The sequence below is a fragment of the Afipia sp. GAS231 genome (assembly GCF_900103365.1).
Lineage (GTDB): Bacteria > Pseudomonadota > Alphaproteobacteria > Rhizobiales > Xanthobacteraceae > Bradyrhizobium.
This window is the reverse complement of record NZ_LT629703.1, coordinates 575,910-590,642: the sequence shown is the minus strand read 5'-3', so window position 1 is coordinate 590,642 and position 14,733 is coordinate 575,910. Positions and strand designations below refer to the sequence as shown.

The 14,733-nt window shown below is 62.6% G+C and carries 12 protein-coding genes; 4 read left to right on the top strand and 8 right to left on the bottom strand.

What is annotated here, in order from left to right; genetic code table 11:
* Nucleotides 1-78: 78 nt before the first annotated feature.
* Nucleotides 79-678, bottom strand: coding sequence for a TetR/AcrR family transcriptional regulator (locus tag BLS26_RS02795; RefSeq protein WP_172804769.1), 600 nt, complete (start codon nucleotides 676-678; stop codon nucleotides 79-81).
* A 218-nt stretch (nucleotides 679-896) separates the two neighbouring features.
* Between BLS26_RS02795 and BLS26_RS02790 the strand changes: the two genes are divergently transcribed.
* From BLS26_RS02790 to BLS26_RS37020, 3 genes are all read left to right on the top strand, one after another.
* Nucleotides 897-2,129, top strand: a complete 1,233-nt coding sequence (locus BLS26_RS02790) for an MFS transporter (protein WP_092508230.1) — start codon at nucleotides 897-899, stop codon at nucleotides 2,127-2,129.
* A gap of 732 nt (nucleotides 2,130-2,861) precedes the next feature.
* Nucleotides 2,862-4,178 carry an ammonium transporter gene (locus BLS26_RS02785; RefSeq protein WP_371360773.1) on the top strand — a complete coding sequence of 439 codons (1,317 nt, stop codon included), beginning with the start codon at nucleotides 2,862-2,864 and terminating at the stop codon, nucleotides 4,176-4,178.
* 175 nt (nucleotides 4,179-4,353) lie between these two features.
* Nucleotides 4,354-4,482: a hypothetical protein gene (locus BLS26_RS37020; RefSeq protein ID WP_256379186.1), complete on the top strand. Its 129-nt coding sequence runs from the start codon at nucleotides 4,354-4,356 to the stop codon at nucleotides 4,480-4,482.
* A gap of 224 nt (nucleotides 4,483-4,706) precedes the next feature.
* Here the strand turns inward: BLS26_RS37020 and BLS26_RS02780 are convergent, their stop codons facing one another.
* The 3 genes from BLS26_RS02780 to BLS26_RS02770 form a co-directional block, all read right to left on the bottom strand.
* Nucleotides 4,707-5,237 carry a hypothetical protein gene (locus BLS26_RS02780; RefSeq protein WP_092508226.1) on the bottom strand — a complete coding sequence of 177 codons (531 nt, stop codon included), beginning with the start codon at nucleotides 5,235-5,237 and terminating at the stop codon, nucleotides 4,707-4,709.
* A 197-nt stretch (nucleotides 5,238-5,434) separates the two neighbouring features.
* Entirely contained in the window at nucleotides 5,435-5,602 is a 168-nt protein-coding gene (rpmG, locus tag BLS26_RS02775) for a 50S ribosomal protein L33 (RefSeq protein WP_027537094.1), read from the bottom strand.
* 188 nt (nucleotides 5,603-5,790) lie between these two features.
* Nucleotides 5,791-7,116: an LLM class flavin-dependent oxidoreductase gene (locus tag BLS26_RS02770; protein ID WP_092508224.1), complete on the bottom strand. Its 1,326-nt coding sequence runs from the start codon at nucleotides 7,114-7,116 to the stop codon at nucleotides 5,791-5,793.
* Nucleotides 7,117-7,346: 230 nt separating this feature from the next.
* Between BLS26_RS02770 and BLS26_RS02765 the strand changes: the two genes are divergently transcribed.
* The gene (locus tag BLS26_RS02765; RefSeq protein ID WP_172804768.1) at nucleotides 7,347-8,081 is read left to right on the top strand and encodes an SDR family NAD(P)-dependent oxidoreductase; all 735 of its coding nucleotides are present in this window, start codon (nucleotides 7,347-7,349) and stop codon (nucleotides 8,079-8,081) included.
* Nucleotides 8,082-8,139: 58 nt separating this feature from the next.
* On the opposite strand, the gene BLS26_RS02760 is transcribed toward BLS26_RS02765, so the two are convergent.
* The 4 genes from BLS26_RS02760 to topA all read right to left on the bottom strand — a co-directional run bounded on the left by BLS26_RS02760 (nucleotide 8,140) and on the right by topA (nucleotide 14,614).
* Nucleotides 8,140-8,877 (bottom strand): NUDIX domain-containing protein, encoded by a 738-nt coding sequence (locus tag BLS26_RS02760; RefSeq protein WP_092508220.1) that lies wholly within the window; start codon nucleotides 8,875-8,877, stop codon nucleotides 8,140-8,142.
* Nucleotides 8,878-9,020: 143 nt separating this feature from the next.
* Nucleotides 9,021-9,461 carry a DUF983 domain-containing protein gene (locus BLS26_RS02755; RefSeq protein WP_092508218.1) on the bottom strand — a complete coding sequence of 147 codons (441 nt, stop codon included), beginning with the start codon at nucleotides 9,459-9,461 and terminating at the stop codon, nucleotides 9,021-9,023.
* Entirely contained in the window at nucleotides 9,455-11,845 is a 2,391-nt protein-coding gene (gene rnr / locus BLS26_RS02750; RefSeq protein WP_092508216.1) for a ribonuclease R, read from the bottom strand. Before rnr ends, BLS26_RS02755 begins: the two co-directional genes overlap by 7 nt.
* Nucleotides 11,846-14,614, bottom strand: coding sequence for a type I DNA topoisomerase (topA, locus tag BLS26_RS02745; RefSeq protein ID WP_092508214.1), 2,769 nt, complete (start codon nucleotides 14,612-14,614; stop codon nucleotides 11,846-11,848). It abuts the gene before it with no gap.
* Nucleotides 14,615-14,733: the final 119 nt, after the last annotated feature.

The window sequence follows — 14,733 nt, the reverse complement described above, 5'->3', positions numbered from 1 at the left end:
CTTACCGATACGCCACGGCGTATGGGTCCCTGCGCCCGTGCGCAATTGCGCACTAGGCAGGGACGACGGTGAGGGGGTTCAATCGGCTGATGCTGCTTTGTGCCTTTTCGCCGCAGGCCGCGGTTTCGGCGCGATCGCGCCGCTGTCGATCTTTACCCCGGCATTTTCCAGCAGCACCGTTGCGGCTTGCTTGGCGGCGCGCGCCATGGCGGGATCGTCGCGGACGAGGTCCTGAGCGATCGAGCCGTCGACGAGCAGCGTGAGCTGCGTCGCCAGACCCTCGGCATCGGCGACACCGAGCCGCACGAGCAGATCGCGAAACCACAGCCTCCGGCTTTCCTTGAAGGCAACCGCGATTCTGCGCACCGACCGGTCCCCGCTGCCGAGTTCGGCGACCGCGTTGACGAACGGGCAGCCGCGAAAGTCCTTGGCCGAGAACCGCCGCTCCAGCGAATCGAAGGTGCCGAGAATCTGTTCGGCGGGTGGTTTCTCCGAGGGCCGCGGCGCCACGAAGCGGCGCGCCAGATAGGCCGAGATCAGCGCGTCCTTGGAAGGAAAATGGTTGTACAGCGTCCGCTTGCTGATGCCGATTTCGGCCGCGATCGTATCGACGCCGACCGCGCGGATCCCCTGCAAATAGAACAGCCTGTCTGCGGTTTCGAGAATCCGGTCCTTCATCGCAGGCTTTTGCATCGCAGGCTTTTGCATGGACGGTTTCGGTACTGATGGTTTTGCGGGCGGGGGAGGCATGCGAATACGCAAGGTCCGTTCGTCTTGACAGCAAGACCACTCTATAGCCTAGTTACACAGGTCTGTGTACCCATTTCAGACGGCAAAGGCAGGACACGGATTTCGTGCCGCGGCCCCGAGGGAGAACAACAACAATGCCGCGATCAATGTCGCTAGTGCAAGTCCTGCGCCCCACATTGCCTATCCTGATCGGCGCTTCGCTGATGCTGACGCTCAGCATGGGGCTGCGGCAGTCGCTCGGCATCTTCATGCAGCCGCTGACGCACGACATCGGCATTTCGGTCTCCGACTTCACGCTGGCGATCGCCGTGCAAAACCTTGCCTGGGGTTTCCTGCAGCCGCTCGCCGGCGCACTGACGGTGCGTTACGGCTTTCGCAGCATCATGGTGATCGGGTCGTTGTTCTACATCGCCGGACTCACATTGATGGCGGGTGCGCATGGTTTTCTCAGCGTCATGATCGGCGGCGGCGTGCTGATCGGCATGTCGCTGGCCTGCACCGCGGCGGCGATTGCGATGTCGGTTGCAGCGCGCGCGGTGCCGGCGACGGTACGCAGCACGGTGATGGGTCTGGTGTCAGGAGCGGGATCGCTTGGCGCGCTGCTCTCGGCGCCGCTCGGGCAGATTCTCAACGAAGGCTATGGCTGGCGCGTGGGCCTGGCCGGTTTCGTCGTGCTGGCGCTGGCGATGATTCCGGCGGCCTGGTTTGCCGGCGGCGTCGACAAGATTCCGCTGCCGAAGCCGGCGTCGGACGACATCGGCAACACCTCGGCCGGCGTCGCCGTCAAGGTCGCGTTCGCCAACCCGTCCTTCGTGGTGATGACCGGCGCCTATTTCGTTTGCGGCATGCAGCTCGTCTTCCTCACCACCCATCTGCCGTCCTATCTGGCGATCTGCGGCCTGGATCCGATGCTGAGCGCGCAGACGCTCGGCATGATCGGCGGCTTCAACGTGGTCGGCAGCATCTTCTTCGGCTGGGCCGGCCAGCGCTGGAACAAGCTCGCGCTGCTCGGCGGCATCTACATCGTCCGTTCCATTGCGCTCGCCTGGTATTTCGCGCTGCCGCCGACGCCGGCGACGACGTTGCTGTTCGGCGCCATCATGGGCTTCCTGTGGATGGGAGTCGGGCCGCTGGTGGCGGGGGCGGTCGCCGAAATGTTCGGCCTGAAATGGCAGGCGATGATCCAGGGGCTCGCCTTCATGAGCCATCAGCTCGGCAGCTTCCTCGGCGCCTTCGGCGGCGGGGTGCTGTACGACCAGCTCGGCTCCTACACCATGGCGTGGCGCATCGGCGTCGCGCTGGGCCTCGCCGGTGGAATCATCCAGGTCGCATTCGCGCTGATCCGGCCGAGCGGTCCGCCGATGTTGCGAACGGCGTAAGGCTGACCGGGAGGTAGCTTAAAATGAGGCAGCGGAAAGTGCTGCCTGCGTTTTAAGCGTTCGTGCCGTTAAAAGCGGCAGAAAACCAGAGCGCCTTCGCCCGGGAAGCCAGAAATCGATGATAATTCATTAGGTTAATCGAATGCCTTCGATGGCACGAATCTTGTCTGATCAAGGACAAGAATCGGTTTTGGGAAACGTCATCGACATCGTCCGCCCCTGGCTGAACGTCAGGGGAAGGCAGGTAGTTCATGAGGCTGGCAGCCGCCAATCCCCAGCCATTTCAACTCGACGTTGCCGCGACGTCGAGCAGCCCGAGTCTTGTGCCCAAAATCGGCGTTGATCCTGCCGTCGCCGCTCGAGAGCGTTTTCGAGCGAAAGCCTGCCCCGGACTTGATCCGGGGTGGATGCCGGTTCGCGTAAAGAAAACGCGTCAAAACAAAAGACTAGAGCCCGGTTCTGATTCAATCAGAACCGAACGGGCTCCAGGCACCGGACGGTTCATGCGCGCCATTCAAGACAGTCTCAGAAACAAACTAAAGGGCACACCAATTTTCGCGTCGTGCTGATGGCGCGCCGTTCGCATTCGCATGGGAGAGATCGACAAAGTGGCTGGGTAAACCTTCACCGACATCCGTTGTGACGAGGAGAGAGACGATGGGACTCTGGAAATACACATGCCAAAGACTCGTGCCTTTCGTGGTTGCACTCTTGGGGATTGCGCTTCTCTGCATGCTGTTCGGTGACATCGCGCTCGCGGAAGACGCGGGGCCGCCGGCCTGCGGTGGCAAGATTCTCGAGAAGTGTACACCCAACTCCGGCGATACCGCATGGATGCTGACGTCGGTCGCGCTCGTCTTGATGATGACCGTTCCGGGTCTCGGCCTGTTCTATGGTGGCATGGTGCGCAAGAAGAACGTCGGCGACACGGTGATGACCAGCTTTGCCGTCACCTGCCTCGTCACCATTCTGTTCGCGCTCTTTACCTACAGCATGGCGTTTCGCGCCGGCTCGCCGTTCATCGGGGGCCTGGATCGGATGTTCCTGAAGGACATCCTGAGCGACATCGGCAAGGGAGGCATCGGTAATCCCAATCCGCTCGCCGCGACCATTCCTGAGAGCGTGTACATCTGCTTTCAGATGACGTTCGCCATCATTACGCCAGCGTTGATCGCCGGCGCGTTTGCCGAGCGGATGAAGTTCTCGGCCATGCTCTGGTTCATCGGCCTGTGGGCGGTTTTCGTCTATGCGCCGATTGCGCACTGGGTCTGGGGACCCGACGGCATCTTCTCCGCCGGCAACGACGCCGCGTGGGTGAAAGTGCTGGATTTCGCCGGCGGCACTGTCGTGCATATCAACGCCGGTGTTGCTGGGCTGATGTGCGCGATCATGCTTGGCAAACGGAAAGAAACCGGGCCGGCGCACAACATGGTGCTCACCTTCATCGGCGCCTCCCTGCTGTGGGTTGGCTGGTTCGGATTCAACGCCGGCTCCGCCGTGACCGCGGGCATGCAAGCCGGAATGGCGATGTTGGTAACCCAGATTGCTACCGCAGTTGCCGGCTTTACCTGGATGCTGGTGGAATGGGCGCTGAAGGGCAAGCCGACCGTCGTCGGCATCTGCTCGGGCGCGGTCGCCGGCCTTGTCGCGATTACGCCGGCTTCCGGCTTCGTCGGGCCGGTCGGCGCCTTCGCCATCGGAATCGCGGCAGGCGTCTTCTGCTACTGGGGGTGCACCGGCTTGAAGCGCCTGTTCAGCTATGACGACGCGCTCGATTGTTTCGGTGTTCACGCGATCGGCGGCATCGTCGGGGCGCTTCTGACCGGGGTGTTCGCGGTCGAGCAATACGGTGGAACCCCAGGCGCTCTGGAGGGCAACGTTGGACAGTTCTTCAACCAATGCATCGGCGTGGCCACCGTTTTCGTTTATGACGCCGTCGTCAGCCTGATCATCCTTTTTGTGGTCAAGATGTTCATCGGTCTCCGCGTGACGCAAGACATCGAGCGGGAAGGGTTGGACCTCGCGCTGCACGGAGAAGTCGTGCAATAATGTAGAGCCAAGGCAGCGTCCTGCAGCGCCGGCGTTCATCGCCGGCCGTTGCGGAAAAAAGCTGCCCCTGAACGGGCTGGAAACGATCGAGGCGGCCAAACCTCAATGGGGGTGTTGGGTCCAGCCAGTTCTAACTACTTTACTGCTCGCGGTGATCACTCGGCGAGGAGATCACATGAACTGGTTCTATTGGAACACTGCGTGGTCGCTGTTCTTCAGCCTCGTTTGGTTCATGACCATCACGCATAATCCCGAAGCGCGGATCTCTGATGCGCATTTGCGCGATGAGGCCTTCGGCGGCTGAATGAAGACCTAGGTTACAATGCGGATCGGGCCGATACCACGGACGCCCGAGCGCCTTTCGCCGTGCCAACCTGTCCCGAGACCTCGCGACGGGCTAGTCTAGAGCCCTTTCGGTTCTGATTGAATCAGAACCGGGCTCTAGTCTTTTGTTTTGACGCGTTTTCTTTACGCGAACCGGCATCCACCCCGGATCAAGTCCGGGGCAGGCTTTCGCTCGAAAACGCTCTAGCTCCGATAGAAGCGCCACATCCTGAGGAATGTTCGGTGGATCACATCCGGCGGCTGATCGAACGGCTCCAGACTGATCCGCAAGGCGCCATTGTGGTCCATGCGCCAAGGTAGGCGCATCAGCAGGCGGTAGATCGGCTGCTTGCGCCAATCGACGACGAGAGCGCTGCGGAGCGGTGCGTTGAGCACAATCTGAAGCTCATGGACCGTCATCGCCCGCTCGGCGATCTGAACGACATCGATGCGCTCGATGGCCCGCCAGCGTATCAATCCGAAGGCCTGGATGAAGATGCCATATTGATTGGCGCCGATGGTCGGCCGCCCGGTCTCCAGCAGGGGGATGTTGTAGTAGGTGAAGCCGGCCGCTGCCACGGCAGGTAACAACCAATAGATGGCGCCGGTGATCCAGGCGGCCGTGCAGAATATCGCAGCCAGCGCAGCACTGATGTAGACGGGAAAGTAGATGTCTTCGCGCACATAGGCGACCGAGTAGCCACCGGCATTTCGCTCGTCCAGGGTTGCGCTCATGTGAACCCGATGCCCAGGGCCTTCCAGAGAGGCACAAGTCGGCGCGGCGGAATCGCTTACCTCAACACGGTGTTCGGAAACTGGTTCCCGAGCGAGGATAACAGTGCGCGGGTCCTGGTGCCACCTTTCAGGTGGCGGGCCGCAAAATGAAAACGGGGCCGCAAGGCCCCGTTGAACTCAGTACCGTGCCAGCGGTCTTACTTGATCTTCGATTCCTTGAACTCGACGTGCTTGCGCGCGACCGGGTCGTACTTCTTCTTGACCAGCTTGTCGGTCATGGTGCGCGAATTCTTCTTGGCGACGTAATAGAAGCCGGTATCCGCCGTGGAAACGAGCTTGACCTTGATGGTGACCGCTTTGGCCATGTTCGAAACCTCAAAAATGGGGGTGTCAGGCGCCGGCCAAATCGGCCTGCATTTGCGCCGCAACCTACCTTCGATCCGCCCAAAGTCAAGGTTTTCGGGGCAAAAACCGGCCTGATTCCGGGTAGAATCCATGCCTTTGCGCGTATTCTGATCGCAAAACCGGTGCCCAGTTTTGCGGAATACGCGCGTTAACTCTCAAAGAAGCGGTTTTTCGGCCTCGGCAGCCCCAAATTCTCGCGCAGCGTCCTGCCTTCGTATTCTTTACGGAAAATCCCGCGTTTCTGCAGTTCCGGGACGACCTTGTCGACGAAATCGTCCAGGCCCGCGGGCAGAAACGGGAACATGATGTTGAAACCGTCGCTGCCGCGGCTGGTCAGCCATTCCTCCATCTGGTCGGCGATGGTCACGGGCGTGCCGACAAACGAGAGCCCGCCATAACCGCCGACGCGCTGCGCGAGCTGGCGTACCGTGAGCTTGTCGCGGGCGGCAACATCGACCAGGCGCTGGCGGCCGCTCTTGCTGGCATTGGTTTCGGGAATCGGCGGCAACTGGCCGTCGGGATCGAAGCCGGAGGCGTCGGTGCCGAGCTGCACTGACAGCGAGGCGATGGCTGAGTCGTAATGCACCATGCTGTCGAGCTTGGCGCGCTTCTCCTTGGCCTCGTCGACGCTGTCGCCTACCACGACGAAGGCGCCGGGCAGGATCTTCAGGTGCTCAGGGTCGCGACCGATCTTTTCCATCCGGCCCTTGATATCGGCATAAAGCTTCTGGCTGTCGGCGAGGGGGCCGCCGCCGGTGAACACGGCCTCCGCCGTTTCAGCCGCAAGCTGCTTGCCGTCCTCGGACGCGCCGGCCTGCACGATCAGCGGCCAGCCCTGGATGGGGCGGGCGATATTGAGCGGCCCGCGCACGCTGAGATATTTTCCCCTGTGATCGAGCACGTGCATCTTGGCGGGATCGAAATACAGCCCCTGTTCGACGTCGCGCACGAAGGCGTCGTCGGCAAAGGAATCCCACAGACCGGTGACCACGTCATAGAATTCGCGGGCGCGCTTGTAGCGCTCGGCATGCTCCATATGGTCGTCGAGCCCGAAATTCAGCGCGGCGTCCGGATTGGAGGTGGTGACGATATTCCACCCCGCGCGGCCGCCGGAGATATGATCGAGCGAGGCAAAGCGGCGGGCGACATGATAGGGCTCGTCGAATGTGGTCGATCCCGTCGCGATCAGGCCGATATGTTCGGTGGCTCCGGCCAGCGCGGACAGCAGCGTGAACGGTTCAAACGAAGTGACGGTGTGGCTGCGCTTGAGCGCGTTGACCGGCATGTTCAATACCGCCAGATGGTCGGCCATGAAGAAGGCGTCGAATTTGCCGGCTTCGAGCTTCTGGATCAGTTTCTTGATATGTGGGAAATTGAAATTGGCGTCGGGCCAGGCGCCCGGGTAGCGCCACGCGCCGGTGTGGATAGAGACCGGCCGCATGAATGCGCCGAGCTTGAGTTGCCGCTTCGCCATCTGCCCCATTCCGTGCTGTTATTGTTGGGGAACAGATAGGGACGGTTCGCCGTTGCGCCATCGGGACCGTCGAGAAGAATCTTGCAATTTCGGCGTTGCTGAAAGGATGAGACTGCTTATCCGAATGGATAAATAATATCAGAATAAGCCAAATACCGCCAAATCATGAATAAGCGCATCTTCCCCTGTGTAAGGCGGCGCTGCCGCTTCATCCAACGGAGAGTGTCATGATCGGGAAGCTTGAAGGAAAGATTGCAGTCGTCACCGGCGGCAGCGCCGGTATCGGCTTGGCCGCTGCGAAACGGTTCGCGGAAGAGGGCGCGCACGTGTTCATCACCGGCCGCCGCCAGTCCGAACTCGATAAAGCGGTAAAGGAAATCGGCCCCAACGCCACGGCGGTGCAGGCGGATGCCGCCGATGTCGGCGACCTCACGCGGCTGTTCGATACGGTGAAGGCCACCAAGGGCCGCATCGACGTGCTGTACGCCAATGCCGGGATCTACGAATTCACGCCGTTCGGGACGATCACCGAGGATGCCTACGACAAGATGTTCAACATCAACGTCAAAGGCGTGATCTTCACGGTGCAGCAGGCGGTGCCGCTGATGGGTGAAGGCGGCTCGATCATCCTCACCGGCTCCGTCGCGGGTTCAAAAGGTTTCGAAGCCGCCACCGTCTATGGTGCCACCAAGGCCGCCATTCGTTCGTTCGCACGGAGCTGGACCGCGGATCTGAAGGCGCGAAAAATCCGGGTCAACGTTCTAAGCCCCGGACCGGTCCAGACGCCTGGCTTCGATGTGTTCGCCAACGACGACGTACGGAACTACATGAAATCGCTGGTGCCGCTCGGCCGCATCGGCGAGGCCGATGAAATCGCCAAGGCGGCGCTGTTTCTTGCCTCCGACGATTCGAGTTACGTGGCCGGCGTCGAATTGTTCGTCGATGGGGGAGCGGCTGCGATCTAAACGACGGTCAGGAAGCGGAGGCGTCGTATCCCGGCGCCCCGTTGTTCACCAGAAGTGCCTACGCCCCCAGCACGTCCTTCTGCATCTTGCCGCCGTAGAAATGGAAGAACGGCACCGGCGCGTCGTGATGCAGGGGACCGGTGGCAAGGCGGCGGTCGAGTTCGTTCAGGACGTTCTTGGTCATGGCATGTAGATCGGCCAGCGGCTTGGAGCCGATCTCGACCCAGACCAGTTCCACCAGTTCGGCATCGGGATGAATCACGCCCTCGACGCGATGGGTGATCGCGGAGGCATCGGCGGTGAAGAACCGGGTGTCGAAGCGGCGGACGCGGCCGGGCGGAGTGATCGCACGCGCAATCAGGAACAGGCTCGACGGATCGGGCAACAGGCCGGCGTCGCTGAACGGCTTCCAGGCGCCCTCGAGCGTTACCTTCTGGTCGACCTTGCGGCCGAGGCAGAGGCCGGTTTCCTCGCAGGCTTCACGGATCGCAGCGACCGCGAGCGCACGCGCGCGGGACGCAGCGATCTTGGGACTGCCCTTGAGCAGATTGGCTTCAAGTTCCTTGGTGATCGAGGCGGCAACGGGGACGCGGTTGTCTGATTTGTCGACGCGGCCGCCGGGAAACACGAACTTGCCCGGCATGAACACCACGTTGTCGTGGCGCTTGCCGACCAGCACCTTCGGCTTCTCGCCGGAGCGATCGATCAGGATCAGCGTCGCCGCGTCTTTCGGCCGGAAATACGGATGGTGGTCGGCTTCTTTTTCTTCCTTGGGCGCGGTCGCAGCGTCAATCATTCCATCCCCGATTTTTCAAGCTTTTGTTGTTTTTGGTTTAGCTAAAGCGTTTTCGAGCGAAGTGGACACCGGTTCGCGTCAAGAAAACGCGTCAGGACAAAAGAGGTGAGCCCGGTTCTGATTCAATCAGAACCGATAAGGCTCTACACCGGCGGGATCTCGCCAGGAGCATTTTCGTCAAAGCCGTGCATCCGTAGCGCCCACTGGAAGCCGACCACCGCGCCCTTGACCGGTTGCAGCAGCGCCAGCGACGCAATCAAGGTCACCGGCAGGTAGATCGAAAGCTGCAGCCAGACCGGCGGCGCATAATCGGTTTCGATCCACAGGATAACCGGTACCAGGATGTGGCCGACGATGATGATCACGAGATAGGCTGGCAAATCGTCGGCGCGGTGCGGCGTGTAGTCGAGCCCGCACACCGAGCAGTTGTTGTCGACCTTCAGGAAGGCGCGGAACAGCTTGCCTTCGCCGCAGCGCGGGCAGCGGCAGCGAAAGCCTCGCTTCATCGCGGTCCACAGGTCGCGCTTTTCGCCCTTCACGGAATCCCGGCTCCAGACGGCTGTTGCGGTGCTCACCGTTACCATGATTTGCCTTTCTTCGATGTGCCGGATTTGGCTTTACCCGACTTGAATTTCCCGGACTTGCCCTTGCCAGACTTTCCCTTGCCAGACTTGCCCTTGCCGAACTTGCCTGACGGCCCGGCCTTGTCGTTCGGGCTGCGGCCTGGACGCGCTTTCGACTGACTTGTCGATGCGCGCGATCCGTCACGTTTTCTGCCGCGCGGAATAGATTGGCCTTCCGACAACAATTCGAACCGCAACGCGCCGGCCACTGGTGCTGCTTCTACCAGACGCACGTCGACAACGTCACCGAGCCGATGCATGGCACCACTGCGCGTGCCGATGAGCGCGTGCCGCGTCTCGTCGTAATTGAAATATTCTGACCCGAGCGTGCGGATCGGGATCAGGCCGTCGGCACCGGTTTCCGAGAGTTTGACGAACAGCCCGGCGCGGGTGACGCCGGAAATACGGCCCTGGAAGCTGGCGCCGATACGGTCGGCGAGGAAATGCGCGATCAGGCGGTCGGCGGTCTCGCGTTCCGCCTTCATGGCGCGCCGTTCTGTCACGGATATCTGGGCTGCAACTTCGCCAAGCGTTTCCAGCGTTTCGGTTTCCGGCAGCGCGCCTTCGCCGAGCCCAAGTGAGCGGATCAGCGCGCGATGCACGATCAGATCCGCGTATCGCCTGATCGGCGAAGTGAAATGCGCATAGCGGCGCAGGTTGAGGCCGAAATGGCCGTAATTCTCCGCCGAATATTCCGCTTGCGCCTGCGAGCGCAACACCACTTCGTTGACCAGCGGTTCGTAGTCCTCGCCGCGAACCTGGCCCAGCACGCGATTGAACAGTGCCGGGCGCAGCGCACCGGCTTTGGCGAACGGCAAATCGAGCGTCTTCAGGAATTCCGCGAGGTTATGAACCTTCTCCTGCGACGGTTCGTCGTGCACCCGATAGATCAGCGGCAGCGCTTTCTTCTCGAGCATCTCGGCGGCGGCGACGTTGGCGAGGATCATGAACTCTTCGATGAGCTTGTGCGCATCAAGCCGGTCCGGAACGATGACGCGATCGACCGTGCCGTCGGCTTTGAGCAAAATCTTGCGTTCGGGCAAATCCAGATCGAGCGGGTCGCGTTCGTCGCGCGCCAGTTTCACCAGCGCATAGGCCGTATACAGCGGCTTGAGGATCGGTTCGAGCAGGGGACCCGTGGTGTCGTCGGGCCGGCCGTCGATCGCAGCCTGCGCCTGCGCGTAATTGAGCTTGGCGGCCGAGCGCATCAGCACGCGATGAAAACTGTGCGAGCGCTTGCGGCCGTCGTTTCCAATTACCATCCGCACCGCGAGCGCGCCGCGCGGCTCGCCCGGCACCAGCGAACAGAGGTCGTTGGAGATGCGCTCGGGCAGCATCGGCACCACGCGATCGGGGAAGTACACCGAATTGCCGCGTGTCAGCGCATCACGGTCCAGGGCCGACCCCGGCCGCACATAGAAGGCGACGTCGGCGATCGCGACATGAACGATAAAGCCGCCCTTGTTGTTGGGGTCGAGATCGGGCGCGGCGTGGACCGCGTCGTCGTGATCCTTGGCGTCCGGCGGATCGATGGTGACGAGCGGCAGGTCGCGCCAGTCGTCGCGGCCCTTCAGGGTCGCGGGCTGCGCATCCTCGGCCTCGCGCACCGCCGCCGGCGAAAACACCTGCGGAATGTCGTGGGCGTGGATCGCGATCAGGCTGACCGCTTTCTCGGTCGCGAGCGAACCGAGCCGCTCCTTCACCTTGCCTGACGCCAGGCCGTAACCGCGCGTGCGCACCAGATCGACGCTGACCAGGTCGCCATCCTCGGCGCCGCCGGTGTCGTCCTTGGCGATGTTGAGTTCGCGGCCGGCTTGCTTCTTGTCGACGGGAATGAGCCGGCCGCCACCGGCGGGCAAAGCGCGGAAGATGCCGAGCAGGCGGGTGCGGGCGTCATCGATGACCTTGATGACGCGGCCGCGATAGGGCGTGCCGTCGCTGTCACCGGTTTTCTCGACGCGCAGCAGCGCGCGATCGCCGACGCCGGCGGCGGTGCCGGGCTGCGGGCGTCGCGGAACGTGAATGCGGATTTTCGGGGCAGGTCCGTCCTGCTCGGTATCCCATTCAGTGGGCGCCGCGAGCAGTTCGCCGTCGGTGTCGCGCCCGGTGATGTCGGCCATCACGGTCGGGGGCAGGGCGGCCGGCTCCAGTATCTTGCGGCCGCGCTTGGCGACCGAGCCGTCGTCGGCGAGCTCGCGCAGGATTTGCTTCAACGCGACGCGGTCGGCGTTCTTCAGGCCGAACTCGCGCGCGATCTCGCGGGTGCCGATATTGCCGGGATTCGCGCGGATGAAGGCGACGATGGCGTCCCGGCTCGGAAAACCACTGTCGTGCTTTTTGTTCACTTATCCCCGGGCCTTGCCCGCGCTCTTTTTCGCAGGCGGTTTGGATGCTGCAGGCTTGGCCGCCGACGTCTTGGCGGCTGACGCAACCGGCGCGCGCGCCTTGCTCACGGCGTCCGCCTTCGGTTTCGCGGCCGCCTTCTTCACCGCAGCCTTCTTGGCGGGCTTTGGCGCGTCGGGATCGGCCGATTTAGCGGCGGCCTTCTTCGGAGCGGCCTTCTTCGGAGCGGCCTTCTTGGCGCCGCGCTTCGGCTTGCCGCCGCCCTTGGCGGCACGTTCGTCGATCAACGCGATCGCCTCGGCGAGCGTGATCGTCTCCGGCGTTTTGTCGCTCGGGATCGTGGCGTTGACGCCACCCGATGTGACGTAGGCGCCATAGCGGCCGTTCTTGACCGCGACGCCGCCGAGGCTCGGATGCTCGCCGAGCGGCTTGCCGGGATCGGCGCCAAAACGGCGTCCGCTCGGGCCCTTGGCGATCTTTTCCGCGATCAGCGTCACCGCGCGGTTGAGGCCGACGTCGAACACTTCGTCGCCGGCTTCCAGGCTGGCATAGGTTTTTTCGTGGCGTACGAACGGGCCGAAGCGGCCGATGCCGGCGGTGATCGGCTCGCCGGTTTCCGGATGCTTGCCGATCTCGCGCGGCAGCGACAACAGCTTCAGCGCCAGTTCGAGCTCCATGTCGCTGGGCGACGTGTTCTTTGGAATGCCGGCGCGCCGCGGCTTTTCGCCCTCGGCATAATCCTTCTGCTCGCCGAGCTGGATGTAGGGACCGAAGCGACCGGCCTTTACCGTGACGTCGAGATCGGTCTCCGGGTCCTTGCCGAGCACGCGGTCGGCGCTGGCTTCGCCGTCGGCGGCCAATGGACGCGTGTGACGGCATTCGGGATAGTTCGAGCAGCCGACAAAGGCGCCGAACTTGCCGGCCTTCAGATTGAGCTTGCCGGTGCCGCAGGTCGGGCATTGCCGGACATCGCCGCCATCCGCGCGCGGCGGATAGATGTGCGGGCCCAGCATGTCGTCGAGCACGTCGAGCACTTCGGAGACCCTGATGTCCTTGATGTCGGCGACCGCGCCGGAAAAGCCGACCCAGAACTCCTTCAGTACCTGCTGCCAGGAAATCTCGTTGTTTGAGATACGGTCGAGCTGCTCTTCGAGATTTGCGGTGAAATCGTATTCCACATAGCGCGCGAAGAAGTTTTCCAGGAACGCGACCACGACGCGGCCCTTGTCCTCGCCGTGCAGCCGCTTCTTCTCGAGCTTGACGTAGCCGCGATCCTTCAGCACCTGCAGGATCGAGGCGTAGGTCGAGGGACGGCCGATGCCGAGTTCTTCCATCCGCTTCACCAATGATGCTTCCGAGAAGCGTGGCGGCGGTTCGGTGAAATGTTGGGTGACGGCGAGATCCTGCCGCTTCAGCGCTTCGCCCTCGCTCATGGCGGGGAGACGGCGGCTGTCGTCATCCTCGGCGTCGTCGTCGCGGCCTTCCTGGTAGAGCGCGAGGAAGCCGTCGAACTTCACGACCTGGCCGCTGGCGCGCAGGTCGAGTACGCGGGCGCCGGCTTTCGCCGCGATATCCACCGTGGTGCGTTCGAGTTCGGCGGACTCCATTTGACTCGCGATGGTGCGGATCCAGATCAGCTCATAGAGCTTGGCCTGATCGGTATCGAGGCGGCGGCGCATTTCGGCGGGCCGGCGCGACAGGTCGGTCGGCCGGATCGCTTCGTGGGCTTCCTGCGCGTTCTTGGCCTTGGTCTGATACTGGCGCGGCGCGTCCGGCACATAGGCGTTGCCGTAGTCCTCGCCGATCACTTTTCGCGCTTGTGTGATCGCAGAGCCGTCGATCTGCACGCCGTCGGTTCGCATATAGGTAATGAGACCGGTGGTCTCGCCGCCGATATCGATGCCTTCATAGAGCCGCTGCGCGATCCGCATCGTATGCGCGGGCGCAAAGCCGAGCTTGCGGCTGGCTTCCTGCTGCAAGGTCGAGGTGGTGAAGGGCGCTTGCGGATTGCGGCGCGCGGGCTTTGCTTCGACGGTCGAAACCGTGAAGTTGGCGGCCTCGATCGCCTTCTTCAGTTCCTCGGCTTCCGCACCCGATCCGATGTCGAGCCGCTGGATCTTCTTGCCGTCGGCGCCGACCAGGCGGGCCTCGAAGGCGTCGCCGCGCGGTGTCGTCAATGTCGCCACCAGCGACCAGTATTCACGGGCGACGAACTTTTCGATCTCGAGTTCGCGGTCGCACACCAGCCGCAACGCCACCGACTGCACGCGGCCGGCCGAACGCGCGCCCGGCAGCTTGCGCCACAACACCGGCGACAGCGTGAAGCCCACGAGATAGTCGAGTGCCCGGCGCGCCATATAGGCGTCGACCAGCGCGCCGTCGATCTGGCGCGGCGCCTTCATGGCATCCGTCACCGCCTGCTTGGTGATGGCGTTGAACACCACGCGCTCGATCTTGTGGTCCTTGATCGCGCGCTTCTCTTTCAGCACTTCGAGCACATGCCAGGAGATCGCTTCGCCCTCGCGGTCAGGGTCGGTTGCGAGGATCAGGCGGTCGGCGCCCTTCAGCGCCTTGGCGATGTCGTTGAGCCGGCCGGCCGCCTTGGGGTCGACCTCCCAGATCATCTGGAAATTGGCTTCCGGATCGACCGATCCGTTCTTGGCCGGCAGGTCGCGGACATGGCCGAACGAGGCCAGAACCTCGTAGGAGGCGCCCAAATACTTGTTGATCGTCTTGGCTTTCGCCGGCGACTCCACAATGACGATATTCATGTCATTCCAATAGCTTACGGGAAAAGATAAAGGCCGGTATCGCGAGACTCGCGCCAGCCGTTTCGCAAGCGAACATGGGGTGGTGAGGCCCCCCTGTCAAATCGACAGATATTGAGCCG

Excerpts from the sequence above, each read along its gene's own strand:
- BLS26_RS02795 (WP_172804769.1), bottom strand. The coding sequence starts at position 678 with ATGAAGGACCGGATTCTCGAAACCGCAGACAGGCTGTTCTATTTGCAG.
- BLS26_RS02790 (WP_092508230.1), top strand. The coding sequence starts at position 897 with ATGTCGCTAGTGCAAGTCCTGCGCCCCACATTGCCTATCCTGATCGGC.
- BLS26_RS02785 (WP_371360773.1), top strand. The coding sequence starts at position 2,862 with ATGCTGTTCGGTGACATCGCGCTCGCGGAAGACGCGGGGCCGCCGGCC.
- BLS26_RS37020 (WP_256379186.1), top strand. The coding sequence starts at position 4,354 with ATGAACTGGTTCTATTGGAACACTGCGTGGTCGCTGTTCTTCAGCCTC.
- BLS26_RS02780 (WP_092508226.1), bottom strand. The coding sequence starts at position 5,237 with ATGAGCGCAACCCTGGACGAGCGAAATGCCGGTGGCTACTCGGTCGCC.
- rpmG (WP_027537094.1), bottom strand. The coding sequence starts at position 5,602 with ATGGCCAAAGCGGTCACCATCAAGGTCAAGCTCGTTTCCACGGCGGAT.
- BLS26_RS02770 (WP_092508224.1), bottom strand. The coding sequence starts at position 7,116 with ATGGCGAAGCGGCAACTCAAGCTCGGCGCATTCATGCGGCCGGTCTCT.
- BLS26_RS02760 (WP_092508220.1), bottom strand. The coding sequence starts at position 8,877 with ATGATTGACGCTGCGACCGCGCCCAAGGAAGAAAAAGAAGCCGACCAC.
- BLS26_RS02755 (WP_092508218.1), bottom strand. The coding sequence starts at position 9,461 with ATGGTAACGGTGAGCACCGCAACAGCCGTCTGGAGCCGGGATTCCGTG.
- topA (WP_092508214.1), bottom strand. The coding sequence starts at position 14,614 with ATGAATATCGTCATTGTGGAGTCGCCGGCGAAAGCCAAGACGATCAAC.